Source organism: Arthrobacter sp. zg-Y895 (assembly GCF_020731025.1).
Lineage (GTDB): Bacteria > Actinomycetota > Actinomycetes > Actinomycetales > Micrococcaceae > Arthrobacter_B.
The window spans coordinates 50701-72753 of the sequence record NZ_JAJFZY010000010.1 but is presented as its reverse complement, the minus strand read 5'-3'; the positions used below and the strand labels follow the sequence as shown (position 1 = coordinate 72753).

Here is a 22053-nt window from a genome sequence, read left to right as displayed (position 1 = left end):
GGGACAAGTACGGCAGTGAGTTCCGCAGAGTGACCGAGACCGGCGAACCTGGCAAAATGGATAGGCAGATCCGGTGCCTCAGAATGCAGTGACCCCCAAAGAAGCGACCCCGAACGCTGCAGCACTGCTAGTAGAGTCATCCCTCCGGGGAAGGATGTCAACGGTGTTACCAGTGTTACTGGCGGGTGATTTGTGACGGGTCGGGTGCTTACGCCTTCTTGGTAAGGTGAGCTGAACGTTCGTCCAAAGCTGGGAGCCACGTGGTTTTAGATTCTGCCTCCGTCGGGATTGTTGTCAGGACGCGGAATCGGCCGCTGTTTCTGGCCCGGGCCCTGGAGAATATCTTCGGCCAGAACTTCAGTGATTTCACTGTGGTCGTGGTTAACGACGGCGGCGCCCCGGCCGACGTCGAGCAAGTAGTTTCCGCTGTCCCGGGTGAGTACCGGGAACGTATTACCGTGCTTCACCGGCCTGAGAGCCGAGGCATGGAAGCTGCCTCCAACGCGGGTATCCGGGCCTGCTCAAGTACCTACATTGCCATCCACGACGATGATGACCTGTGGCATCCCGATTTCCTCAAGCGGACCGTGGATTGCCTGGAAAGCACTGCTGCCGCAGGCGTGATGGTCCGGACAAACATCCGCTATGAACAGATGGCCGGCGGAGATATCCGGGAAATCGACTCGGTTCCCTTCTGGCCCGACATGACGCAGGTTTCCCTTGGCGCCATGCTGCGGATCAACCAGGCCGTGCCCATTTCCTTTCTTTACCGGCGGTCCCTGCACGAGGAGCTCGGGTATTACGACGAGAGCCTCGAAGCGGTGGGCGACTGGGAATTCCATCTCCGGGTACTGTCCCGGCACACCCTGGAATTCCTCGACGACGAACCGCTGGCGTTTTGGTGCCAGCGTCCCGATGCATCCGGCGACAGTGCAAACAGCGTAAACAACAAGGCCGACGCGCATCGCCGTTTTGATGCCAAGGTCCGTGACGCCTATCTTCGCGATGATATTTCCCGGCACGGTATGGGAACCCTGCTGCACCTGACCAAGCTGCTGGCCCGGCAGGAAGAACTCCTGGAGGAAAACCGCCGGCGGATGGAGGAGATGGAACACAGATTGAATGAGTCCCTCCTCCGGCTGGAAGATACGGTGGTGCGGCGGACCAGTCTCAGCAGATCGGTCGACCGGATACATTCAGTGGCCGGGCGGATCCGTTCCCTGACCGGCAGGGCGGCGAAGTGACGCGCGTTGCGGTGCTGGCCGACGTCGGACAGCACGTGTACCACGTGGGAGACGAAGCCATGGGGCTCGCGGCTGCTGACGAGCTGACCAGGCGCGGGTTCGACGTCGTCCTGCTGTCCCGGGACCCCGACCAGACGCAGGACGGCTACGGGCATCCCGCCGTATCGACTCTGGAGTTCCCCTGGAGTCCTGCCGAACGTGAGGACTACCTGCGCCGCATCCAGGCGCATCTTGCCGGGGCGTCCTCCTTGCCGGAGTCGGATCCGGCCCTGGCGCTGAGGGAACAGCTGGCGTCAGTGGATGCGGTGCTGATTGCCGGCGGAGGGAACCTGAACTCGCGCTTCGGATGGCTCCTGTACGAGCGTGCCGCGGTGGCAGCGATTGCCCGTAGCCTCGGCAAACCCGTAGTGGTGTCCGGCCAGACACTCGGGCCGGTGCTGACAGCCCGGGATGCCCAGGTCCTGGCCGAAATGCTTCAGGGCGCCCAACTGGTTGGCGTCCGCGAATCCACATCTGCCGGGATCGCCCGGGAACTGGGTGTGGACGCAGTGCAGGGGTTGGATGATGCCTCGTTCCTCGCTGACCCGGCGCTGCCCGACGGCGGCGCCGCCGTCCAGCAGGACGCCGCTCGGCCCGTGCCGCGCTATGAAGCTCCGGCGGGGGACTATGTGGCAGTTACGTTTGCCCCCGGAGGGGATGAAGACTTCCGGAGCGGGCTGGCGGCAGCACTGGATCAGCTGCATGCCAAGACGCAGCTGCCCGCCGTGTTCATCCCGCACATGGGTGTCCCCGGAAACATCGACGCCGACGCCGGCATGCACGCGGAGATCGCGGCCCTGATGGACACGCCTGCAGTCCTGGTGCCGGTCGTGGAGGCCCGTGAGGCTGCCCGGCTGACACGCGGGGCGTCCCTCGTGGTGACCACCCGCTACCACCCGGCGGTGTTTGCGCTTTCTGCCGGTGTTGCCGCCGTGGCGTTGTCCGTGGAGGCCTACTCCGATGCCCGCCTGAGGGGCGCCATGGAGAACTGGGGGATGGACGATTTTGTGCTGTCGCTTCCCGCTCTGCAGGAGGACCTGTTGGATGAGGCGCTGCTGGAAGCATGGGAACGGCGTGCCGAAACAGCGAGCCACCTGAAGGCAGTGCTGGAATTCCGTACCCGCGATGCCGGCATCTGGTGGGACCGGGTGGCTGCCGTCCTGCAGGCCGATACTTCCGCGGCGGCCGTTTCTGCGGCGCCAGGGGCAACCGGCCTGTCGCCGAGTGCCCGGCTGGAGGGCCGCGGGGAGTGGGCGGCCGCGGAGACTGAGCTGCGCCGGCGGTTCTACCCGCAGTCCCTCCTGGCAGCACGCCTGGCGGCAGAGGACGAACGGGTGCAGTCCTTCACTGCTCCTATCTACCGTGCCCTGGAGGAGGAGCGGACAGCGCACCAGCGGCTGGCCGGCAGCAGGACCGTGCAGACCGCTTTGGGGTTGCACAGTTCCTTGTCGAAGTTCCGCCGACACCGCGCCTAAGCCGCAGCCGGTTGCATAGAAAGCGCCGCGCACCTCCGGCTGCCGTCGTGAACGACGGAGGCGGAAGGTGCGCGGCGCTTAGGCCGGAACCTAGAGGGCCGGGCCCTGGCCGGCGTTGCCCTGCCACAGCGCATCAAACGGTGCGTTGGAGGAAACGCGGTTGCGGATACCTTCCGTGACGAAGGCCTTCGCCGTCTTGGCCGCTTCCAGAGGCGTGGCCCCCTTGCCCAGTTCAGCAGTGATGGCCGCAGCGAGGGTGCAACCGGCACCGCTGACAGCTACCTCGCCTACCTTGGGTGCCCGCAGGACCTCCATGGTTTCGCCGTCGTAGAAGACGTCGACGGCGTCGTCGCCTTCCAGTCGGACACCGCCCTTGGCCAGCACTACGGCTCCGCTGGCTTCATGGATGCGGCGGGCTGCTTCCTGCAGGTCTTCCACGGTCTCAATGGAGTCCATGCCGGACAGGGACATCGACTCGAAGTGGTTGGGGGTCACGAAGGTTGCCAGGGGGAGGATCTGGGCCTTGAGCGCCTTGTCGGTATCCAGTGCCGCGCCGGGCTCCTGGCCCTTGCAGATGAGCACCGGGTCCAGCACGAGGTTCTTCCAGTCCTGGGCCTGCAGCGCCTTGGCAACGACGTCGATGGTTGCCGGGGTGCCGAGCATGCCGATCTTAACCGTGTCGAGGTCGTAGGCGGTCGTGATGGCTTCGAGCTGGTCGGTGATGACCTGCGGGTCCACCGGGACAAACCGGTGGTTCCACGAATTGTTGGGATCGAAGGACACAATGCAGGTCAGGGCGGTGATGCCGTAGACGCCGAGTTCCTGGAAGGTCTTCAGGTCGGCCTGGGCGCCGGCGCCGCCGGTGGCTTCGGAACCTGCGATGGTGAGCGTGACGGCCGGAGCTGAGGCCGCAGAAGTGGGTGTGTTTGCAGACATGGGTCCATCTTCCACCCAAAACGGCGGAACCGGCCACCCTTGTAAGACGCGCTGTTACGGCGCGCCGCCGTCGTGCCCCGCCGCCGTCGTGTCCCGGCGCGTTACCGTGCCGGCTCCCGCCGCTGCGGGCTAACCGTCCCGGCGGACGCCTCGGAGCAGGCGGACTACGTCCTCGAGGATGTTCCGGACCACCGGGAGCCGGGACAGGATCACGAGTTTGGCCACCAGCGGGGCCAGATTCGCGGCCAGCCGGTGGGACCTGCGCTGACCGGGGGAGCGGTCATACACCCAGAAGAAGGTGATCCCCATATGCATCAGCCAGAGCAGTTCGGGCAGGTCGCCGCGGATAGCCACGGGCGGCTGCGGCCGGGCGGTCGACACCGCCTGACGGAACATTGCGATGGATTTCCCCCGCCCGACGGCGTCGTCCTCCCTGCGGTTCGGCGACATGGCGTCGCGCAGGAAATGCGTGCCGAAGGCGTGGTACGGCTCCATGGTTGTCAGGCCGGTGGACAGAATAACCGCCAGGTTTTCCCCCAGATTGTGGCCCTCGCGGATCTGCGGCAGCGCAATTGAACGGTGTTCGTCCTGGAGGGACCGGTAAAGCTCGTGGAGGAGGTCATCTTTGGAACGGAAATAGTAGTAGGCGTTGCCTACCGAAACGTTTGCCTCCTGCGCGACGGCGCGCATGGTGGTCTTTTCGTAGCCCTGTGCGGCGAAGAGGCGCAGCGCGGTGTCGATGAGGAGCCGGCGCGTCTGTTCGCTCTTGGCGGTGACGGCCAATGATGCTCCCTTTGCAGTATTTTCAGCGTTTAGTAGACCATTCTTTTGAACGTGTTCAAAATTGGGTGCGCGGTAGGAGCGGACCAGGCATGGCAGAATGGATGCGGTCCAATAGGGCCGCCCGGGGCAGCGGGCACAGTGCTAATACAGCCGGCGAAAGCCAGGCGAACCACTACCGGAACGGAATTGCCATGGATGCACAGCCACGGGCAGCTGTGAAAACTTCTGCAACTTACGCCTCCCGCGGGAGCTCGCAGTACGACCTGATCCTCACCCTGATGTGCGTGGTCATCGTCATTTCGAATATCGGCGCCACCAAGGGAGTGCAGTTTTCCCTTCCCGGCGGCTGGGAAATCGTCACCGACGGCGGTTTCTTCCTCTTTCCACTCGCGTACATCCTCGGCGATGTGGTCAGCGAGGTTTACGGTTTCAAAGCCGCCCGCCGGGCCATCTTTACCGGCTTTGCGATGGCACTCCTCGCCGTCGCCAGCTTCGCCGTGATCATTGCCCTGCCCGGGTTCACTGATGCCTACGGACTGGAGAAGCAGGCTGCACTGGAAGTGGCGCTCGGGCCGGTCTGGCAGATTGTCCTTGCGAGCCTGCTGGGGTTCCTGGCCGGCCAGCTGCTGAACTCAATGGTGCTGGTGCGGATGAAGGAGCGGTTCCGCGAGAAGGCACTGGCCGGACGGTTGATGCTATCCACCGGCGTGGGGGAGTTTGCGGACACCCTGATTTTCTGTGCCATTGCGGCACCGGTCATCGGGATTACCGACGCCGGGGGGTTCTTCAATTACGTCCTGTTCGGCTTCCTCTACAAAACGCTCATCGAGTACCTTTTTGTGCCGGTCACCGCTCTGGTCATCCGGGTCATCAAGAAGCGCGAACCCAGCTATGTACCGGCTGAGTTGGAGCCCGTGGCGGCGTAGGGCCCGGGGCCGGAGCTGACACGGGCCGGTTAGTACGCGCTTGGGGTCAGGCGCCTGCCGCTGCCTGCGCCGCTGGGCAGGCTATTCGCCGGGGTTTCTGCTGCCGGTTTTGTACATCCGCTGCCATCTCGGGATTCTGCTGCCGCGCAGAACGGCAGCAAAAGCCACAAACTGGCAGCAGTTTCTCAAACCGGGCGGTTTTGCGGGAGTGTCGGGGATTTTGAGGTGCGGTGATGCTCGTCAGGTCACCGGGCGCAATCCCTGCCCAGGTGTGCAAAGGTGGGGGAACGCCAGCGTTTCACTTCCCCGTACGGCAGGAGCCAAACATGAGCAATCCAGTCCCGAACCCCGGTGCCAAGGCAGTAGATGAAAATCTTGCCGGCACCGCGGAGGAATTCAACGATGAAGTCACCCAGGCGATGATCGACGACGCCCAGGAGAAGGATTCGAGCCCCGGAGACGAAGAACGGGATGCCCAGCCCGCCTTGGAAGAGGATGAATCGACCCAGGCCAAGCCGGACAATTCCTAACAGCCCGGCTCTGCAGAATCCCTGGAGCTCGGCACGTCGCACGCAAGGATTGCTGCGGTAGGTAGAACAACTACTTGCCGCTGTAGTACTTCCCCAGGACCTCTGCCTTGAAGTCGAAGAACGTGCCGTCGTCGATGGACAGCCGGGCATCATCAACGAGCTTCACGGTGAAGCGTTCATTGTGGATGGAAATCAGCGTGTGGCTGACCATCTCGTTGGACTTGAACAGGTGCTGGATGTAGGCACGGGTGTAATGGGTGCAGGTATAGCAGTCGCAGCCCTCCACCAACGGCCCGAAGTCCCGCTTGAACTTGGCATTCGACAGGTTCTTGCGGCCGTACGGCGTGTAGAACGCCGAATTCCTGGCCACCCGGGTGGGAGAAACGCAGTCGAAGGTGTCGGCGCCGTTTTCGATGGCGGTGAAAATGTCATCCGGCTCGGAAATCCCCAACAGGTGGCGGGGCTTATTCTCCGGAAGCTCCTCCGTGCACCACCGGACAATGGTGCCGAGGTTTTCCTTTTCGAACGCCCCGCCCAGTCCGAAGCCGTCAAAGTCCATGGCACCGAGATCCCGGGCTGCCTTACGCCGCAGGTCTTCGTACTGCGCGCCCTGCAGCACGCCGAACAGGGCCTGGTAGGGCTTGTCGGCGCGTTCCTCGGTCAGCCGCTGGTGCTCGGCAAGGCACCGCAGCGCCCAAAGCCGGGTGCGTTCCAGCGACATTTCCTGATATCCGCGGGAATTCATGAGGGTGGTCAGCTCATCAAACGCAAACATGATGTCGGCGCCGATTTTGTGCTGCACCTGCATCGAGATTTCCGGGCTGAAACGATGCTTGTCGCCGTTCAGATGGGACTTGAACCAGACGCCGTCGTCGTCAATATGTGCCAGGCGTTCCTTGCCGGGGGCGACGTCGTCGTCCGCCCCGGTGGCGTGCGTGGTGCCGTCGGCATTCATGTTGATGACCTTCTTGAAGCCCGCGCCCAGGCTCATGACCTGGAATCCGCCCGAATCGGTGAAGGTGGGGCCGGACCAGTTCATAAACTTCCCCAGGCCGCCGGCTTCATCGAGGATGTCCGGGCCGGGCTGCAGATACAGGTGATAGGCGTTCGCCAGCACGGCCTGTGCACCGAGTTCCGCGACCGACTCGGGGAGTACCGCCTTGACCGTGGCTTTGGTGCCTACCGCGATGAACGCCGGAGTGGCGATCTCGCCGTGCGGCGTGGAGATGGTGCCGGTGCGGCCCTGAAAACCGCCGCCGTTCGCCTCGACGCGCTGTTCGGCCGCTGCAGGGGCGGTTTCGCGCAGGCGCTTACCGAGGGTGAAGGAAAAGGCTGAGGAAGACACCCCTCCATTTTGCCTTACTCCGCGCCGGCCTTCCGCCGGGTGCGGCTGCTGGGAGATGCACCACATTTATGTCTGCCGGCGCTTTGACGGGGATAGGTTGGATTGGCGGAATTCCACCGGCCATGCAACCGGCCGCAGGAATATCCCCCGCACCCCTCCGATGCCTACGGCACGAAAGGCAGAGGCCACCCGCGTTGACGCACCTGCAGGAAATGTTTCGGATCGCTCCGGCACACAACGACCACCACGCGGCCGTCCGCTGCGCCATTGGAGTGGGAGTGCCGCTTGTCCTGCTGCTTTTCCTGGGGCGGATCGACCTGGCCATTTTCGCCACGTTCGGTGCCTTCACCGGGATCTACGGCCGGAATGAACCGCACCGCCAGCGACTGGGCCATCAGGGCCGCGCCGGGACACTTATGCTGGCCGTCATCCTGGCGGCAGCGCTGTGTGCCCGCCTGGACCTGGATGACTGGGGAATCGTCATCGGCACCACGGCAGTAGCCGGGCTCGGCACCATTGCCACGGGCTTTTGGCGGCTGCGCCCAGTCGGCTCGCTGTTCCATATCTTCGCCTTCGCCGCCATATCCTCCGTCCCGAACCATCCTCCGCTCTGGCAGGGGATGCTCACCGCGGTCCTCACGGTGGCCTTCTCCATCCTGCTGGGCCTGTCCGGGATGCTCGTGCAGAAGTACCGCACGGAATGGAAACCACCGGAACGCCTGCGCTTTCCGCCGGCTCAGCGCCGCCTCATCTACATTGACGGGCTGCAGTATGCGGTGGCCGCAGTGGTGGCAGGATCCATCGCGACCCTGCTGGGAATCGGCCACAACTACTGGGCGATGGTCGCGGCGACCGTTCCACTGATCGGTGCGACAGTACGCCACCGAGTCCACCGTGGCCTGCAGCGCATCCTGGGCACGTTCGGCGGCCTGTTGCTGACGGCGCTGATCCTGCTTCCGGGACTGGAGCCCTGGCAGATGGTCCTGGTCATTGCCGTTTGCCAGTTCGGGGCCGAAATGTTCATCGCGCGGCAATACGCGCTGGCGCAGGTGGTGGTCACGCCGCTGGCGCTGGTCAGCACGGAGCTGGCCCACCCCAGCAACCCGATGGAGCTGCTTCGGGACCGCGGCATTGAAACGCTGATCGGCGCCGTCGTCGGCATGGCCGTGGTGGTGGCCGTCCATGTCCGGCAAAAGCAGCTGCAGCAAAAGCAGCGGAAGTCCGCTTAGCCGCGTACGGCAATCAGCTCGGTGCGGATGCGCCGGTCCAGCTCCGCGTCGGACAGCGTCTGCGAACCGCCGTGGGAGCGCAGGTAGAGCAGGGCGTTCAGGCGCAGGATCCGCCATTCCCGTTCGCTGGCATCCTTACCGGCCTCGGCAGCCCGGTGGATTTCGCGGTCGTACAGGTTGGGTTCGTTCAGCTGGCGCTGCAGCAGCTCGGCAGCCAGCTTGGCCTTCATCGGGTCCGTCTCGGACGTGTCCGCAGCACGCACGGCATGGCTGTACGCTGCCGCGCTCTCGGCGTCGCCCGCCTCATGGGTGATGTGCGCCGCCAGGGCCAAAGCGCCCTGGATCCAGTTCCAACGGCCAAAGTTCCCGTCAAAGGGGAGCCCTGTGATGACGTTGCAGACCTTCAGGGCGTTTTCGGCATCACCGAGATCGATATAGAGAATGTGGGCCAAATCTCGGACATCCTGCAGGTGGCTGCCGGATTTCACGTTCAAACCACGCTCCAGGCGCGCTGCAATCTCCTGCACGGCGGAGTTTTCCGGGTGGGCGGCCGCGGCGTCGGCAATGATTTCGGCCGCGTTGTCTTCCTCCGAAGGCACCTGCCGAACAGCGTCCGACGGCGCGCCTTCGGGAGCCGGAGCCTGTACCCGGACGGCGGATCCGTAGGCCAACCGGAGCGAAGTTCCGTCATCCAATTTAGCGAGCACCAGCGCGGGAACACCGAAATCATCGGCCTCCACACTGGTTCCGGCTACCGGAGCCAGTGGTTCTGCAGCACCCTCACCCGGGACAAGGATCTGTCCGGGGGCAAGCAGTTCCGCGTTGACCCGGAACGCGTACGTTTCCGGCAGGCTCTCAGACATGGCGATTCCTTCGTGGTTGGACCTCGGCTCCCCAGAACCTCCAGTATATAAAGCTTGTCAGCGGCGCCTTTTTCAGCGACCCCAGCCGGCCGAGGCCAGTGCCTGGCGCAGCAGGTCTCCGCGGCCGCCGGAAAATTCGGCGTAGATCGCGGGGCTGAGTGCTTCGTCCGGAGTCAGCCAGGACAGTTCCAATGCATCCTGGCGGGGATTGCACTCACCGGTCACAGGAATCAGATAGGCAAGCGCCACGGCGTGCTGGCGTTCATCCGTCAGTCCGCTCTGGGAGGGGGAGGGGAAGTACTCGGCGACGGCAAACGGCACCAGGGTTGGCGGCAGCTGCGGCAGCGCCATCGGCCCAAGATCCTTCTCCAGGTTGCGCAGCAGGGCGCCGCGGATGGTTTCGCGGTACAGCACCCGGCCCGAAACGAAGGAACGCACCATCTGTCCTTCCGGCGTCGCCTGCAGCAGCAGTCCAACTTCGGTGACATAGCCCAGTGGGTCACACCGCACGGGCACGGCCTCGACGTAAACCATGGGCAGGCGCTGCCGGGCCTCGTAGAGATCTTCCTCGGAGAGCCAGCCTGGATACGGGTCAGGAGTACGAACGTTCATAGCAGTGTTCTACCTCAAAGGTGCCGTGCCAGTCACACGGCACGCTACGCTTCGGCCATCGGCTGAACCGGCCCGGACCCTTTCAGCCCGCCAGATGCATCCCTAGACTTGGGCTATGACACGGGACCTCCCGGAGCTTCTCCTGCCGGATGCCGGGGCTTGGCGGGAGTGGCTGGAGCACAATTACGGGTTATCCGCCGGCGTCCGCCTGGTGCTGGGGAAGAAGGGCGGAAGCGTCACCCGGTTGACGTATCGCGAGGCCCTTGACGAAGCGCTCTGCTTCGGCTGGATCGATGCGCAGGCCGATCGGCGCGACGAGCAAAGCTACCTGCAGCGGTTCCAGCCGCGCGGTCCGCGCAGTAACTGGTCGCTGCGGAACGTCGGCTACATCAACCGGCTGGAAGCGGCAGGCAGAATGCATCCGGCCGGCCGGGACGCCGTTCTCAGCGCCAAGGTGGACGGCCGCTGGGATGCCGCCTACGCCGGATCGGCAACAGCGGAAATCCCGGAGGACCTTCGGGCGGCCATCGCCGCGGTTCCCGCAGCCCAGGAAATGTTCGACGTGCTGACGTCGCAGAACCGCTACGCCATGTACATCCGGCTCAAAGGCCTCAAGACGCAGGCGGCCCGCGAGCGCTGGATCACGGACTATGTGCAGATGCTCAGCGAACACCGCGCCCCCTATCCGCAGAAACGGAAGCCGTCCCCTCCGCCAGCGGTGGAGCAGGCGCCTAACACCTAGCCGCCGCGGCTTGGCTGCCGCGGTTCACCCGGAAACCCCGCCCGTCCACCAGAACGGCCCCCAGGAGGTCCACATGTGCCGACTCTTTGGTATGCATGCCGGGAAGGATCCGGTCCGGGCAACGTTCTGGCTGCTCACGGCCCCGGACAGCCTGGCCCAGCAGAGCCGTAAGGAAGCGGACGGCTTCGGGATCGGCACCTTCACCCCCGACGGCAGGCCGGTGGTCGACAAAGCGCCCATCGCTGCGTATGAGGATGTCCAGTACGCCCAGGAGGCCCGGGAGCTGGAGAGCACCACGTTCCTGGCGCACGTGCGTTACGCCAGCACCGGCGGGGACACGGACGTCAACACGCACCCCTTTGAGCAGGACAACCGCCTCCTGGCCCACAACGGGGTGGTGGAGGACCTGGACAAGCTCGATGACCGGCTGCGCCAGTTGGAGATGTACCACCTGGTCCAGGGCCAGACGGACAGTGAGCGGGTCTTCGCGCTTATCACCGGCGCAGCCAGGGTGAACGGCGGAGACGTTTCCGCTGCCATTGCGTCAACGCTGACCTGGATTGCGCAGAACCTGCGGCTATACGCGGTGAACATCATCCTCACCACCGCCACCGAGCTGTGGGCCGTGCGGTACCCGGACACCCATCCGCTGTACGTCCTGCAGCAGGGAGCGCGGGGTCCGGTGGGGGAGAAGCGGAGCAGTCGGATCAGCGTCCACAGTGACCAGATACGCGAGGAGAACCGGCCGGAAGTACTGGTGGCTACCGAAAAGATGGATGCCAACCCGAATTGGCGCCTGCTGGACTCCGGCGAAATGCTGCATGTGGACAGCGACCTCAATGTCCTGCGCACGTTTCCGCTCCCGCAGCACCCGCAGCACCTGATCACGCTGGCGGATTTGGACCCGGCAGCGGCGGCGTCGCAGCACCCGCTCAAGACCGGCTGACGATGTTCCTTAGGTGAGGCCCGCCCCGGCCCGCTGCACCCGTGCCGACGCTTCCAGGACCATCCAGGCCTGAAGCTGGGTGGAAAGCCCGACGGCGGAGCCGCCCGGGTAGGACACGGCGGCCGGTACCAGCGGTTTGGCGGAGAAGAGGATCCAGTCCGCCCGTTTGCTCCGGCCCTCCCAGAGTGCCGTGGCGGTGGCTTCCACCAGTGCGGCCGCCGTCCGGCGGGACGGTTCCGGCAGGGCGGGGGACACTGCGGCCTGAGCCAGGTACCGCGCCAGGATGCCGGTGAAAAGACCGCCGTCGCCGGTGCCGTGGGTGCGCAGCACGCGCGAGGTGCCGCCGTCGTCGGTCAGGTGGGTGTCGACGGCGCGCACCAGTTCCGCAGCGCGGGTGAGGTTGGCGCTGCCGCCGAGCTCGAGCAGGGCACCCAGGACAGGTCCCTGGTTGTAAGTGAAGACGGTGCTCTCCAGCTGCGGACGGCCCCGGACCATCTTGACCCCGTCCAGATACAGGCCGGTTTCCGGATCCAGCACGGTGGCGTTAAGCCAATCCACCAGCTCCTGTGCCCGATCCCGTGATCCGGTGCGGACAAAATGCAGGGCAGCCGGAGCGGTGGCAGGGGTGTTCTTGAAGTTACGGTCCTTGTTCCAGTAGATGCCGCCGCCCAGTTCCGGGGTGTGGGCGGACTCCAGTGCCGTATTCAGGGTGGAGAGGATTTTCCGGTACGGGCCCTGCCGGTCCCGCGCTCCCGACATAGAGTTCAGGCGGCCTACGGCAAGGGCCAGCCACGCCATGTCGTCGTAGAAACGGTTGGTGTAGTGCATCCGGTTCCGCAGTCCGATGGTCCGCACCAGCGCCGGTGCCAGGTCCGCAGCCGAGGGATGCTCCGGTCCGCGGAACGGCGTGCCTGTGCGGCGTTCGCGCAGGCCGGCGTCGATCAGGGCATCGAGATAGTGTGCCTGCCACCAGTAATGCCAGGGCTGGCGCAGCTGCTGCAGCCGCGAAACCGGACGGCTGGTGGCAGCCAGATGCGTCCCGGGCAACCCGGCAAGCGAACGGCCAAACGCGGCGCTCACGGTGCGGGCGGCGGTCTCGGCGCGGTCGTCGGAATCCTCAAAGAGCATGCGCCAACCCTATGCCAGCGGCCGAAGATGCGGCACAGGCCACCGCACAGTAGGCTCGGATACTGCCGGTGTGACATAGACGACACTGCCGGTGAGTAAATCTGCCAGGAGGAACGCATGGACATCGCAGGCGCATCGGCCATAGTCACAGGGGGAGCGTCCGGACTCGGGCGGGCGACGGCGCGGAGGCTGTACGACGCCGGCGCCTCCGTGGTGTTGGTGGACCTGCCGCAGTCCGAGGGCCTTGCCTATGCAGCGGAACTGGGGGACAACGCCCGGTTCGTGCCCGGCGACGTCACTAACCCGGAACAGATGCAGGCCGCCGTCGAAGCAGCCATGGCTGCAGGACCGCTCCGGGTGGCCGTGAACTGCGCGGGCATCGCAACACCGGGCAAGGTGCTGGGCCGCGACGGCGTCCTACCGCTGGAGGACTTTGCCCGCGTGGTCAGCGTGAACCTGATCGGCACCTTCAACGTCACCCGGCTCGCCGCCGCCGCCATGGCCGAAACCGATCCGGTCACCGCCAACGGCACCGAGGAACGCGGCGTCATCATCAACACGGCCTCCGTTGCCGCCTTTGACGGCCAGATCGGCCAGCCCGCCTACTCCGCGTCCAAGGGCGGCGTGGCCGCGATGACGCTCCCGCTGGCACGTGAGCTGGCCCGCCACCTGATCCGGGTGGTCACCATCGCGCCGGGGATCTTCGAAACACCCATGATGGCGGGACTGCCGCAGGCCGCCCAGGATTCCCTGGCCGCACAGGTGCCGCACCCTTCGCGCCTGGGTCGGGCCACGGAATACGCCTCCCTGGCGGCCCACATCATTGAAAACCAGATGCTCAACGGCGAGACAATCCGCTTGGACGGCGCCATCCGGATGGGACCGCGCTGACCTTGATGAGCTCCTCCGCACCACTGCACCAACTGCCCGACGCCGATTTCTACGGTTTCGAAGACCTGCTCAGCGACACCGAGAAAGCCAAGCTTGCCGAACTGCGGCGTTTCCTCGCCGAGGAAGTGCTGCCGCACGCCGTGGACTGGTGGAACGAGGCGCGTTTCCCCTCCGACCTCCTGCCGAAGCTGGCACAGCTGGAACTTTCCACGCCTGTCCAGCAGGGCTACTCGCCGCTGTTCGCCGGTCTGGTGATCGCGGAAATGACGCGCGCCGACACCTCGCTCGCCACGTTCTTCATGGTCCACCATGACCTGTTTGTCGAAGCCCTGCATGTCTTTGGCTCCGAGGAGCAGAAAGCCCGGCTGCTAGACGACGCCCGTGCGCTGCGGATTACCGGTGCCTTCGCACTGACCGAGCCGGAACACGGCTCCGATGTTGCCGGCGGCATGTCCACCACCGCGGTGCGCGACGGCGACACCTGGGTGCTGAACGGTGCCAAACGCTGGATCGGCAACGGCACCTTCTGCGACTACATGGTCCTGTGGGCGCGGGAGCCGGAAACCGGATACACCCGCGGTTTCCTGCTCGACGCGAACCTGCCCGGGGTAACCCGGACCCGGATCGAGAACAAGACCGCGCTGCGCACCGTGCAGAACGCGGACATTGTGCTGACTGACGTCCGGGTGCCCGCCGCGGACCTGCTCGCCGGAGTGGAAAGCTTCGACGACACCAAGCAGCTGCTGCAGGGCTCCCGGATCATGGTCGGCTGGCAGGCGGTGGGAGCCCAGCTGGCCACGTTCGACGTTGCCCGCGCCTACGCCGTCGAACGCCAGCAGTTCGGCCGCCCGCTGGCAGCCTTCCAGCTGATCCAGCAGCAGCTGGTGCAGATCCTCGGCAATGCGGTGGCCAGCACCGGAATGCTGGCCCGGGTCACCGAACTCGAACACGGGGGCTACCCCGTACCCGGTAACGAAGCACCCGTTGCCGGCGCAGCTCCCGGAGACATGGCGCGGGCCGCCCTGGCGAAGTCCTACGCCAGCGCAAGGATGCGCGAAAGCGTGGCGCTGGGCCGCAGCATCCTCGGCGGCAACGGGATTGTCACCGACTACCGGATGGCCAAGATCTTCGCCGATGCCGAGGCCATCTACACGTATGAAGGCACCTATGAGATCAACACGCTGATCGTCGGGCGGGACATCACCGGGGTGTCGGCTCTGCGCTAGGGCTGCTGGCCCCTGCGGGGTGGGGCCTGCGGGGTGGGCCCCTGCGGGGCCTGGAACGGCGGGGCGGGCCCCTGCGGGGCGGGCCCCTGCGGGGCGGGCCCCTGCGGGGCCTGGAACGGCGGCAACGAAATTTCCGCGCTCGCAGAGCTCGCGGGAAATATTGATGCCGCCTTATTCAGGCCCCTCCGGTTTGTGCAGATCCCTTCGGTTTGTCGGGATCCCCGCGTTGCGCGGTGCAGGGATTGCCACAAACCGCAGGGTTTCCGCCTGCGGGGTGCGCTCCTGCGTAGCCCCGGCGTGCCGCCGTCCGGCGCGAGCGTTCCGGAGGCCCGCGTGCCGCCTGCCTCCGGGCCCCTCCGGTTTGTGCAGATCCCTTCGGTTTGTCGGGATCCCCGCGTTGCGCGGTGCAGGGATTGCCACAAACCGCAGGGTTTCCGCCTGCGGGGTGCGCTCCTGCGTAGCCCCGGCGTGCCGCCGACCGGCGCGAGCGTTCCGGAGGCCCGCGTGCCGCCTGCCTCCGGGCCCCTGCGGTTTGTGCAGATCCCTTCGGTTTGTCGGGATTCCCGCGTTGCGCGGTGAAGGGGTTGCCACAAACTGCAGGGTTTTCCCACACCCCGCCGGCCCGGCCCGGTGCAGCCAGCTAGCTGGCCGGACGGAACCGGGCCAGAGGGTTGGCGATCCGTCCCGAGAACTGCAGGCCGCCGGACGGGTCGCTGAGGTCCAGCATCTGCTGGTTGTTGCGCAGCTGCAGCCGGTTCAAGCATGACAGCGCGAAATCCTCGGCGAAGAGGTCCGACGCGGCGAACTCGACCGCGAACTCCGGATGGCCGGCCTGGTACCGCCGCACGGTGTCCGCCACTTCCGCCCAGAATTCGTCCTGGGGCAGTACGCCGTCCTCGTGCAGGATGGCCGAGAGGAAGCGGAAGAAGCAGTCGAAGACGTCGGTGAAGAGGGACAGGACCTTTTCATCGGCAGGAATCTGCACCCGCACCCGGGCGGCTGCTTCCGGCAGATCCACCTTGTCTCCCATCACCACGATTTCCTCGGCAATGTCCTTCATGAAGACCCGGTGCGGCACACCGTCCCGGAGTACCAGGATCAGGTTTTCTCCGTGCGGCATGTACGCGAGGTCGTATGCGTAGAAGCAGTGCAGCAGGGGGACCAGATAGGCGTCCAGGTAACGGCGAAGCCATTCCCGGGCGGGCAGCCCTGAGCGCCGGACCAGTGCGGACGTGAACGGCGTTCCGGAGGCATCCGTATGCAGCAGGGACGCCATGGTGGCCAGCTGCTCTCCGTCATCAAGCTGGTCCACCGGGCTTTCCCGCCACAAGGCCGCCAGCATCTTCCGGTAGGCGGAACCCTTGGGGGCCGCGGCGTCGTAATACCTGTTGGTGTACCCGACGGCGGCCACCTCGCGCAGGAGACGGAAACCGGCGGCCTGCAGCGTTGCATCGGCGCGGACCAGCCCGTCCAGCCAGTCGTTGATGGACGGGGTGGCGACCATGTATTCGGGGGAGAGACCGCGCATAAAGCCCATATTGACCACGGAGAGGGCCGTCTTTACGTAGCAGCGGGACGGCGCATCGCGGTTGAAGAAGGTGCGGATGGACTGCTGGGCCTGATAGGTGTCCTGCCCGGTACCCAGATGCACGATGTGCTGCTGGGCAATATCGGCCGCAAAGGTCACGCTGAGTTTGTTCTGCCATTGCCAGGGATGCACCGGCATAAACAGGTAGTCGCCGGCTTCGAGCCCGGCTGAACGAAGCGTGGATTCGAACCCTGCCAGCGCCGCCGGTCCCAGCTCCTGTTCCAGATGGCTGCGGTAGTCCAGTCCCGCCGCCGCAGTGAACCGGGTACGGTCTGCACGGACGGCGATCCACTCCAACCGGATCGGCGCGCCCGCTTCAGGGGCGTAGGCCAGATAGTCGCCGGAACCGAACCCGAGCCGGCCGTTGTTCGCCACGAAGCAGGGATGGCCTTCGGTCATGGAACGTTCCACGGCCTGGAAATCCTCGGCCGGATCGTGCCCGGCGGTGATCCCGGCAGCCAGGAGTTCCGAACCCGCCGCGTCCGCGACGTCCTTGAAGGCAGCGGAAGCGAGCGTGGAGGAGATCTCCTCCAGATAGACGGGAAGCATCTGCTCGTTGATGCCGAGGGTTGCGGCGAACTCGGTAATGAAGTCCAAGGCATCGAGGCTGGTTTCGGTGCCTTCCAGTTCACGGCGGATGCTGTCGGCCGGGATGCTCCAGTGCTCCAGCACCAACTGCGTGGCACGGAACCGATAGACGGCCCGGCCGTCGTCCGAGGCAAGGCGGAACAGTCCTTCCCGTCCTGGTTCCGGCACGGGACGGAGGATGCGTTCATGGGAAAACTCCGAGATCGCCTTGCGGATCAGATGCCGGTTCGCGCGTTCCCAGCGGCTGGGCGTGAGGTGGGCGGTGGTTGACGGCGTCGGCTCGGGCGGGGCTCCGGCCGGATCAGCAACAGCGATCGGTTCAGCAGCGGTGGTCACGGGGTAACTCCTTCAAGTGCGGCTGCAAACCCGGCACGGGTGCAGAAACTGAGGCGGGCATCCTTGTCGGGCAGGGATACGGTGCGGTCCGGTACGAATCCGAACCTGGCGTTGAGGGCGGCAATCTTGGTGTTGCGGATGTCCGGTTCCACGACTATCCGGATGGCGGCGGGATCGCTGAACAGGAACTCCAGAACCGCGCGGAACACCGCCGAGGTGAAGCCGGGGCGGGGCTGGTCCGGCGGCCCCACGAGCAGATGCATTCCTACGTCACCTGCTGCCACTGGATAGGCGCCGGCGAGGGGCGAATGGGCCGGATCGTAGCTTTCCATCAGGAAAGCCGGGACCTCCGACCCGGTCTCGAATCCGAGCCAGGCCCAATGGTGCGGGTTCGCTGCAATGCCGGCATATTCGCGTTCGACGTCGGCCGGCGAGGCGTTGAGCATGCCCCAGAAGCGGGCGTAATCCCGGGTCATCCAGCTATGCAGCACCGGGGTGTGCCGAGCCGGGTCCACGGGGGTAAACGTGAAGTTCACGCGGGGACCTCCCCGGCATCAGGTGTGCTTGGCCCGGGCACTCCGAAGTCCTGGAACGCGATGCCGGTTTCGACGGAATAGACCTCCCGGCCGAGGATTTCCCGAATAATGGCCGAATTTCGGTATGCCGCCATACCGAGGTCCGGAGTGACGAAACCGTGGGTGTGGAGCTCGGCGTTCTGGACGAAGATCTCACCCGGTTCGGTGCCCACCCCGTACCAGCGGTCGACGTCGAACCGGCCGGCGTCGTCGCGCCGGATCCGGTCGGTGATGCCGGCGAGGAACTCCGGTTCCCGGTAGGCGTAGCCGGTGGCCAGGACCACGGCATCGGTCTCGAGGGCGGACGTGCGCTGCTGTTCCGCATGGTGCAGCTGCAGCGTGGAGCGTCCGCTGGCGGCATCGAAGGTGCCGCCGCAGAGCTCGGTGTGGGTCAGTAGCCGGGTGCGCGGATCCCCGTTCAGGCTCTTCGCGTAGAGGGTGTCGTAAATGGTGTTGATCAGGTCCGAGTCGATGCCCTTGTAGAGGTTCTTCTGCTCCGCCACGAGCCGGTCCCGCGTAGCGCCGGGCAACGCATGGAAGTAGTCCACATAATCCGGAGACGTCATTTCCAGGGTGAGCTTGGTGTATTCCAGCGGGAAGAACCGCCCGGAGCGGGTGACCCAGTTCAGCTCGTAGCCGTGGGCGTCCATGCCCTCCAGGAGGTCAAGGTAGATTTCCGCGGCGCTCTGGCCCGAACCCACTACGGTGATGGACCGCTTTTGCTGCAGTTCCTGCCGGCGGGAAAGGTAGTCGGCGTTGTGCAGGACGGTTGCCCCGCTGCCCCGAAGCGCTGCGGCCGCGGGCGGCAGATACGGCTGGGTTCCGGTGCCAAGCACCAGCCGCCTGGCGCGGTAGCGCCGTGGACCCGCGGAAGTCCGGGCGGTGACCTCGTAGAGTCCGCTGGAGCTGTCGTGCCGGATGCCGGTGACATGTTCGCCGAACCGGACGTGAGGCAGCTGGTCGGCTACCCAACGGCAGTAGGCGTTGAACTCGGCCCGGAGCGGATAGAAGTTTTCGCGGATATAGAACCGGTACAGCCGGTTGGTCTGTTTCAGGAAGTTCAGGAACGAGTACCGCGAGCAGGGGTCAGCGAGAGTGACCAGATCCGCCATGAAGGGCACCTGCAGATGGGCGGACTCGAGCATCATTCCCGGGTGCCAATCAAAACCGCTGCTGCTGTCCAGGAAGAGGGCATCCAGTTCCGGCAACGGATCGGTCAGGGCGGCCAGCCCCAGGTTGAAGGGTCCGACGCCGATCCCCAGCAGGTCATGGATCGGTCCCGATTCCGGGATGCCGGCGCTCATGCTGCCGCTCCGGCCAGGTATTCGGAACCGGTGCGGCGGATCTGCTCGAGAATGGCCCGCATGTCCGTCAGCGTGGTGTCTGCATTGAGCAGGGTGAACTTCAGGTAATGCCGGCCGGCCACCTTGGTGCCCGCCACGAGTGCTTCGCCGGAGGCGGAAAGGGCCCGCCGGATGTGCAGGTTCACCGCGTCGAGGCTGTCCTCGTCCGTGCCGCCGGGGTGATAGCGGAAGACCAGGGTGCTCAGTTGCACAGGTGCCGCCATTTCGAATTCCGGATCCGCCCCGACGACGAGCCCGGTTGCGGAGGCCAGATCGATTGCTGCGTCCAACAGCGACCCAACGCCGTCGGCCCCCAGCACACGCAGCGTGAGCCAGAGCTTCAGCGCATCGAAGCGCCGGGTGGTCTGGATGCTTTTGTCGACCTGGTTGGGGATGGCAGCCCGGGCAGCGCTCTCCGGGTTCAGGTAGTCGGCGTAGTAGGTGACGTGGTTGAGCATCGCGCGCTCGCGGACAAGGACGGCACTGGAGCTCACCGGCTGGAAGAACGTCTTATGGAAGTCAACGGTGACCGAGTCCGCCGCGCCGATGCCGTCAAGGAGGTGCCGATAGCGCTGCGACGTGATCAACCCGCCGCCATAGGCGGCGTCCACATGCAGCCAGGCACCGTGTTCCTCCGCCAGCCGGGCCGTCGGAAGCAGCGGGTCGATGCTGCCGAAATCCGTGGTTCCGGCCGTAGCGACCACTGCCATCGCCTGCTCGCCCCGTGCCGCGCTCGCCGCCAGTGCATCCGCCAGTGCGTCCGGGTCCATCCGCTGATGGTCGTCGCACGGAACCGGGACGACGGCGTCGTACCCCAGGCCAAGGATGGACGCGGACTTCCGGATGCTGAAGTGGCTCGCCTCGGAAGCGAAAATCCGCAGGCCTGCGAGCAGTTCGGGGAGCCGCTGTGATTTCCGCTCCGGGTCCTGGCGCAGGGCCGCCACGGTCCGGTTGCGTGCCATCAGCAGTGCCTGCTGGTTGGACGCGCTGCCGCCGCTGGTGAAGACACCATCCGCGTTCTCGCCCAAACCGAGTCGGTTGGCGGTCCAGCGGATGAGCCGTTGTTCGATCAGGGTGGCGCCGGCGCTCTGGTCCCAGGTGTCCAGCGAGGAATTCACTGTGGAAAGCACTGCTTCTCCCACCAAGGCCGGGATGACCACGGGGCAGTTGAGGTGCGCGGCATATTTCGGGTGATGGAAGTACACCGCGTCGCGAAGGTACACCGATTCCAATTCAGCCAGCGCTGCGGCGGTATCCGGCAGCGGCGTCTCCAGGTCAACGGCGTCGACCACTGGTTTGAGCTCCGCCGGAGTGATGCCGGTGAACGGTCCGCCGGCTCCGCTGACCGCGGCGGCGGCAGCGTCGACGCCGAGCCGCATCTCAGCGGCATAGCGGGCGATGTTTGCGGCATTGAGCAGATGCCCGCCGGCGAACGCCTCATCGACACGGAAACGGACATCGCCGGAAGGTTCGGCGTGGTGCAGCAAGGACACTGCTGACTCCCTTGAATTGCGTTTTCGGAAAGGTAACGAAGAAACAGTGGACCACCCCGGTCAATTACGTCAACATTTCGTGACCTAATTCCAAAAGTGCCGGGAATTCAAGGGTCCAGAGCTGTCACAGTTATCTGGATCGGCTTTTCGGCGGGCATAATGACGCGCGAGAGGGGCATTTCGGGTGCGCGTTTGGCGCGGCCGGCCAGCCGCCATGGCTGCTCGGCGGAACCGGCCGGGTGGCATGCCATCCTCAGGATCAGTAGGCTTACTAAATGGGCCGTAGCAACGGCGGCCCGGTTTACCGGACGTGAAAGGCATGGTTTATGACCGAGCAGAGCATTCCCGATCCCGAGCTGGGCGACGATCCGGTTCTCGCCGACGATGTAGCCGCTGTGGCCACACCGGATGAACTTACGGTGGTGTCCGAAGACGAGCTGCTGGAGCAGGACGAGCTGGTGGACGCTGAAGACCTCACGTACCCCGGAGCAGCAGAAGACAACCCGGACAACTGGCAGGAAGACCCGCTGATCCGCGAAGAAGCACCGTTGAACGAACCCGGTGAACTCTCCGATCAGACCCTCCGCGACGACACCGCCGAAGAGCGCTTCCTGAACGGCGACACGCAGATTCCGCCGGAAGCGCCAACAATCGGCGAGGCAGCCAACGACGTCGACTTCGGCGACCCGCTGGCAGGCGAAGAAGAAGACGCCAGCGACGATCCCGCACACCGCGGCGGAGACCCGCTCGCCAACTTCAACCCGGACGACGTCTAGTCCGGCAGCACATTTCGCAACGGGGTCCGGCAGTACGGTCTACGGACGGCTGCCGGGCCCTTTGGCGTGCCCGCCGGGACCCTGAGTGCCGGCACGGGCAACGCACCGATCGACACTAGGGTTGATTCATGCCTTCTTTCCGCGTCCAGTTGAATATTCTCGGACTGAAGCCGGGCAACCCGCCGGAGGCGGTCATGGAAACGGCCGTCGCCGCCCTGGGGGCCGCCCACCACGTGGAGGCAAACCAGCTGGATATCGTCTCCGGCGTTCCGCGGATCACGCTGCGTTTCACCGTCCCGGACGATGAATGGTCCGTAGAGAACTCACGGGCCCGCCGCGCCGCCATCAACATGCGGGCCGCAGTGGAAGAAGTAGCGAACGGTCAGGACCTGCGTGTGCTCCGGCGGATGCGCGGACGCTGGACCGTGCTGTAAATTCC

21 protein-coding genes are annotated in these 22053 nt (G+C 65.4%); 11 read left to right on the top strand and 10 right to left on the bottom strand.

Annotation, left to right across the window (positions count from 1 at the left end; all coding sequences use genetic code 11):
- Positions 1-260 precede the first annotated feature (260 nt).
- Both LJ760_RS14760 and LJ760_RS14755 read left to right on the top strand, forming a co-directional pair.
- The gene (locus LJ760_RS14760; protein ID WP_227924062.1) at positions 261-1244 is read left to right on the top strand and encodes a glycosyltransferase family 2 protein; all 984 of its coding nucleotides are present in this window, start codon (positions 261-263) and stop codon (positions 1242-1244) included.
- Positions 1241-2758 carry a polysaccharide pyruvyl transferase family protein gene (locus tag LJ760_RS14755; RefSeq protein WP_227924061.1) on the top strand — a complete coding sequence of 506 codons (1518 nt, stop codon included), beginning with the start codon at positions 1241-1243 and terminating at the stop codon, positions 2756-2758. Before LJ760_RS14760 ends, LJ760_RS14755 begins: the two co-directional genes overlap by 4 nt.
- A 90-nt stretch (positions 2759-2848) precedes the next feature.
- Here LJ760_RS14755 and thiD read toward each other — a convergent pair whose 3' ends face one another.
- Complete coding sequence (gene thiD / locus LJ760_RS14750) at positions 2849-3694, bottom strand: bifunctional hydroxymethylpyrimidine kinase/phosphomethylpyrimidine kinase (protein ID WP_227924059.1); 846 nt, start codon at positions 3692-3694, stop codon at positions 2849-2851.
- A 129-nt stretch (positions 3695-3823) separates the two neighbouring features.
- The gene (locus tag LJ760_RS14745; RefSeq protein ID WP_227924058.1) at positions 3824-4477 is read right to left on the bottom strand and encodes a TetR/AcrR family transcriptional regulator; all 654 of its coding nucleotides are present in this window, start codon (positions 4475-4477) and stop codon (positions 3824-3826) included.
- Positions 4478-4668: 191 nt separating this feature from the next.
- Between LJ760_RS14745 and LJ760_RS14740 the strand changes: the two genes are divergently transcribed.
- Together LJ760_RS14740 and LJ760_RS14735 are read left to right on the top strand one after the other, a co-directional pair.
- Positions 4669-5403 carry a queuosine precursor transporter gene (locus LJ760_RS14740; RefSeq protein ID WP_227924057.1) on the top strand — a complete coding sequence of 245 codons (735 nt, stop codon included), beginning with the start codon at positions 4669-4671 and terminating at the stop codon, positions 5401-5403.
- Positions 5404-5729: 326 nt separating this feature from the next.
- Entirely contained in the window at positions 5730-5933 is a 204-nt protein-coding gene (locus LJ760_RS14735; protein ID WP_227924056.1) for a hypothetical protein, read from the top strand.
- Positions 5934-6003: 70 nt separating this feature from the next.
- Here the strand turns inward: LJ760_RS14735 and tgt are convergent, their stop codons facing one another.
- Entirely contained in the window at positions 6004-7278 is a 1275-nt protein-coding gene (gene tgt / locus LJ760_RS14730; protein WP_227924055.1) for a tRNA guanosine(34) transglycosylase Tgt, read from the bottom strand.
- A 194-nt stretch (positions 7279-7472) separates the two neighbouring features.
- Here tgt and LJ760_RS14725 point away from each other — a divergent pair, with 194 nt between their 5' ends.
- Positions 7473-8507, top strand: coding sequence for an FUSC family protein (locus LJ760_RS14725; protein ID WP_227924054.1), 1035 nt, complete (start codon positions 7473-7475; stop codon positions 8505-8507).
- Here LJ760_RS14725 and LJ760_RS14720 read toward each other — a convergent pair.
- Entirely contained in the window at positions 8504-9370 is an 867-nt protein-coding gene (locus tag LJ760_RS14720; protein ID WP_227924053.1) for a DUF6707 family protein, read from the bottom strand. The genes LJ760_RS14725 and LJ760_RS14720 overlap by 4 nt on opposite strands.
- A gap of 72 nt (positions 9371-9442) precedes the next feature.
- Positions 9443-9982 carry an NUDIX hydrolase family protein gene (locus tag LJ760_RS14715; RefSeq protein WP_227924051.1) on the bottom strand — a complete coding sequence of 180 codons (540 nt, stop codon included), beginning with the start codon at positions 9980-9982 and terminating at the stop codon, positions 9443-9445.
- A gap of 115 nt (positions 9983-10097) precedes the next feature.
- Here LJ760_RS14715 and LJ760_RS14710 point away from each other — a divergent pair, with 115 nt between their 5' ends.
- Positions 10098-10724 carry a YdeI/OmpD-associated family protein gene (locus tag LJ760_RS14710; protein ID WP_227924050.1) on the top strand — a complete coding sequence of 209 codons (627 nt, stop codon included), beginning with the start codon at positions 10098-10100 and terminating at the stop codon, positions 10722-10724.
- Between the two features lie 73 nt (positions 10725-10797).
- Complete coding sequence (locus LJ760_RS14705; protein ID WP_227924049.1) at positions 10798-11670, top strand: class II glutamine amidotransferase; 873 nt, start codon at positions 10798-10800, stop codon at positions 11668-11670.
- Between the two features lie 9 nt (positions 11671-11679).
- On the opposite strand, the gene LJ760_RS14700 is transcribed toward LJ760_RS14705, so the two are convergent.
- Entirely contained in the window at positions 11680-12798 is a 1119-nt protein-coding gene (locus LJ760_RS14700; RefSeq protein WP_227924048.1) for a glycoside hydrolase family 76 protein, read from the bottom strand.
- Positions 12799-12915: 117 nt separating this feature from the next.
- On the opposite strand from LJ760_RS14700, the gene LJ760_RS14695 reads away from it, so the two are divergent.
- Positions 12916-13689 carry an SDR family NAD(P)-dependent oxidoreductase gene (locus LJ760_RS14695; protein WP_227924047.1) on the top strand — a complete coding sequence of 258 codons (774 nt, stop codon included), beginning with the start codon at positions 12916-12918 and terminating at the stop codon, positions 13687-13689.
- A gap of 5 nt (positions 13690-13694) precedes the next feature.
- Positions 13695-14915 carry an acyl-CoA dehydrogenase family protein gene (locus LJ760_RS14690; RefSeq protein ID WP_227924046.1) on the top strand — a complete coding sequence of 407 codons (1221 nt, stop codon included), beginning with the start codon at positions 13695-13697 and terminating at the stop codon, positions 14913-14915.
- Positions 14916-15555: 640 nt separating this feature from the next.
- Here the strand turns inward: LJ760_RS14690 and LJ760_RS14685 are convergent.
- The 4 genes from LJ760_RS14685 to LJ760_RS14670 are packed head-to-tail and all read right to left on the bottom strand — an operon-like array spanning position 15556 to position 20832.
- Positions 15556-17427: an IucA/IucC family protein gene (locus LJ760_RS14685; protein WP_374200068.1), complete on the bottom strand. Its 1872-nt coding sequence runs from the start codon at positions 17425-17427 to the stop codon at positions 15556-15558.
- Positions 17424-17963: a GNAT family N-acetyltransferase gene (locus LJ760_RS14680; protein ID WP_227924045.1), complete on the bottom strand. Its 540-nt coding sequence runs from the start codon at positions 17961-17963 to the stop codon at positions 17424-17426. The genes LJ760_RS14685 and LJ760_RS14680 overlap by 4 nt, the downstream gene beginning before the upstream one ends.
- Complete coding sequence (locus LJ760_RS14675) at positions 17960-19306, bottom strand: lysine N(6)-hydroxylase/L-ornithine N(5)-oxygenase family protein (RefSeq protein WP_227924043.1); 1347 nt, start codon at positions 19304-19306, stop codon at positions 17960-17962. Before LJ760_RS14675 ends, LJ760_RS14680 begins: the two co-directional genes overlap by 4 nt.
- A complete protein-coding gene (locus LJ760_RS14670; protein WP_269436607.1) occupies positions 19303-20832 on the bottom strand; it encodes a pyridoxal phosphate-dependent decarboxylase family protein in 1530 nt (509 codons plus the stop codon). Before LJ760_RS14670 ends, LJ760_RS14675 begins: the two co-directional genes overlap by 4 nt.
- 332 nt (positions 20833-21164) lie before the next feature.
- Between LJ760_RS14670 and LJ760_RS14665 the strand changes: the two genes are divergently transcribed.
- Together LJ760_RS14665 and LJ760_RS14660 are read left to right on the top strand one after the other, a co-directional pair.
- Entirely contained in the window at positions 21165-21614 is a 450-nt protein-coding gene (locus LJ760_RS14665; protein WP_227924040.1) for a hypothetical protein, read from the top strand.
- 128 nt (positions 21615-21742) lie between these two features.
- Complete coding sequence (locus LJ760_RS14660) at positions 21743-22048, top strand: hypothetical protein (RefSeq protein ID WP_227924039.1); 306 nt, start codon at positions 21743-21745, stop codon at positions 22046-22048.
- Positions 22049-22053 lie beyond the last annotated feature (5 nt).

Coding starts and splice junctions, on each gene's coding strand:
- LJ760_RS14660 (WP_227924039.1), top strand. CDS start 21,743: ATGCCTTCTTTCCGCGTCCAGTTGAATATTCTCGGACTGAAGCCGGGC.
- LJ760_RS14675 (WP_227924043.1), bottom strand. CDS start 19,306: ATGAGCGCCGGCATCCCGGAATCGGGACCGATCCATGACCTGCTGGGG.
- LJ760_RS14700 (WP_227924048.1), bottom strand. CDS start 12,798: ATGCTCTTTGAGGATTCCGACGACCGCGCCGAGACCGCCGCCCGCACC.
- LJ760_RS14665 (WP_227924040.1), top strand. CDS start 21,165: ATGACCGAGCAGAGCATTCCCGATCCCGAGCTGGGCGACGATCCGGTT.
- LJ760_RS14715 (WP_227924051.1), bottom strand. CDS start 9,982: ATGAACGTTCGTACTCCTGACCCGTATCCAGGCTGGCTCTCCGAGGAA.
- LJ760_RS14740 (WP_227924057.1), top strand. CDS start 4,669: ATGGATGCACAGCCACGGGCAGCTGTGAAAACTTCTGCAACTTACGCC.
- LJ760_RS14695 (WP_227924047.1), top strand. CDS start 12,916: ATGGACATCGCAGGCGCATCGGCCATAGTCACAGGGGGAGCGTCCGGA.
- LJ760_RS14735 (WP_227924056.1), top strand. CDS start 5,730: ATGAGCAATCCAGTCCCGAACCCCGGTGCCAAGGCAGTAGATGAAAAT.
- LJ760_RS14705 (WP_227924049.1), top strand. CDS start 10,798: ATGTGCCGACTCTTTGGTATGCATGCCGGGAAGGATCCGGTCCGGGCA.
- LJ760_RS14710 (WP_227924050.1), top strand. CDS start 10,098: ATGACACGGGACCTCCCGGAGCTTCTCCTGCCGGATGCCGGGGCTTGG.
- thiD (WP_227924059.1), bottom strand. CDS start 3,694: ATGTCTGCAAACACACCCACTTCTGCGGCCTCAGCTCCGGCCGTCACG.
- LJ760_RS14690 (WP_227924046.1), top strand. CDS start 13,695: ATGAGCTCCTCCGCACCACTGCACCAACTGCCCGACGCCGATTTCTAC.
- LJ760_RS14720 (WP_227924053.1), bottom strand. CDS start 9,370: ATGTCTGAGAGCCTGCCGGAAACGTACGCGTTCCGGGTCAACGCGGAA.